A 1229-nucleotide genomic window follows, 5' to 3' on the forward strand; every position below is an offset into this window, starting at 1 on the left:
GCCGGCCATGACTCTTTTCTCTCCTGCTTGGCGCTTCATCGTTTTGCTGGGGATCGTCAGCCTCTGCGCCGACGCCACCTACGAGGGGGCCCGCAGCATCTCCGGAGCTTTTTTGGGATCCCTGGGGGCCAGCGGCACGGTGGTGGGCCTGGTGGCCGGCGGGGGGGAGCTGCTGGCCTATGGGCTGCGCCTGGGCGTGGGCTACTGGAGCGACCGTCTCAGTAGGGATCCCGTGCACCGCAGTCGAGGGCAGTGGCAGCTCACCACCCTGGGCTATGTCCTCAACACGGCGGTGATCCCCGCTCTGGCCTGGGTGAGCAGTTGGCCTGGGGCTGCTTTGCTTTTGCTGGCCGAGCGCCTGGGCAAAGGGATCCGCACCCCGCCGCGGGACCTGTTGCTCTCCCATGCGGCGCTGCAGGTGGGCCAGGGCATTGGGTTTGGCCTGCACGAGACCTTGGATCAAATTGGGGCGGTGGGAGGGCCGCTGCTGGTGGCAGGAATGGTTGCCGCTGGCTACGGGTTCCAAGGCGCATTCTTGGCCTTGGGGATCCCGGCGGCCCTGGGGCTAGGGGTGCTGGGGCTGGCCCAATGGCTGTATCCCACCCCGCGCAACTTTGAGCCGGAGCCGGAAACCGCTCCAGCAAAAGGCTTTTCCAGGGTCTTTTGGCTCTATCTCACAGCAGCGGCCTGTGTGGCCATGGGGTTTGCTGACTTTTCCCTCATTGCCCTGCACCTGCAGCAGCAAGGTGGCGAGGCGGCAGGGATCCCCTTGCTCTACGCCCTGGCCATGGGGGTGGATGCCCTAGCCGCCCTGGGCTGGGGCTGGCTATTTGACCGCCTGGGGCTGGGGAGCCTGTTGGGGGCGGTGGTCCTGTCTGCCGGTTTTGCGCCGCTGGCCTTTTCCGGCAGCTACGGGCTGACGGTGGTGGGCATGCTGCTCTGGGGGATTGGCCTGGGCGCCCAGGAATCGGTCATGAAGGCAGCAGTAGCCGGCATGGTGGCCGCCCAGGCGAGGGGCTTTGCCTTTGGGCTGTTTACCAGCATCTACGGCCTGGCCTGGTTTTTGGGCAGCGCCCTGATGGGGGTGCTCTACGATCTCTTTCTCCCCGCTTTGGTCATCTTCTCGGTAGCCGCTCAAGCCGCGGGGGCAGCTATCCTCTGGGTCTTAATCCTAAGGGGACAGGCTGGGGCCGGGCGATGAAAAAGCCCTGCACCAGATCTACGCCGCG

Annotated in this window: 1 protein-coding gene; it reads left to right on the forward strand. The window is 65.9% G+C overall.

Annotation, left to right across the window (positions count from 1 at the left end):
- Positions 1-7: 7 nt before the first annotated feature.
- Complete coding sequence (locus NW863_RS02730) at positions 8-1201, forward strand: MFS transporter (RefSeq protein WP_414364239.1); 1194 nt, start codon at positions 8-10, stop codon at positions 1199-1201.
- Positions 1202-1229 lie beyond the last annotated feature (28 nt).

Source organism: Synechococcus sp. B60.1, from assembly GCF_047462555.1.
GTDB lineage: Bacteria > Cyanobacteriota > Cyanobacteriia > Thermostichales > Thermostichaceae > Thermostichus.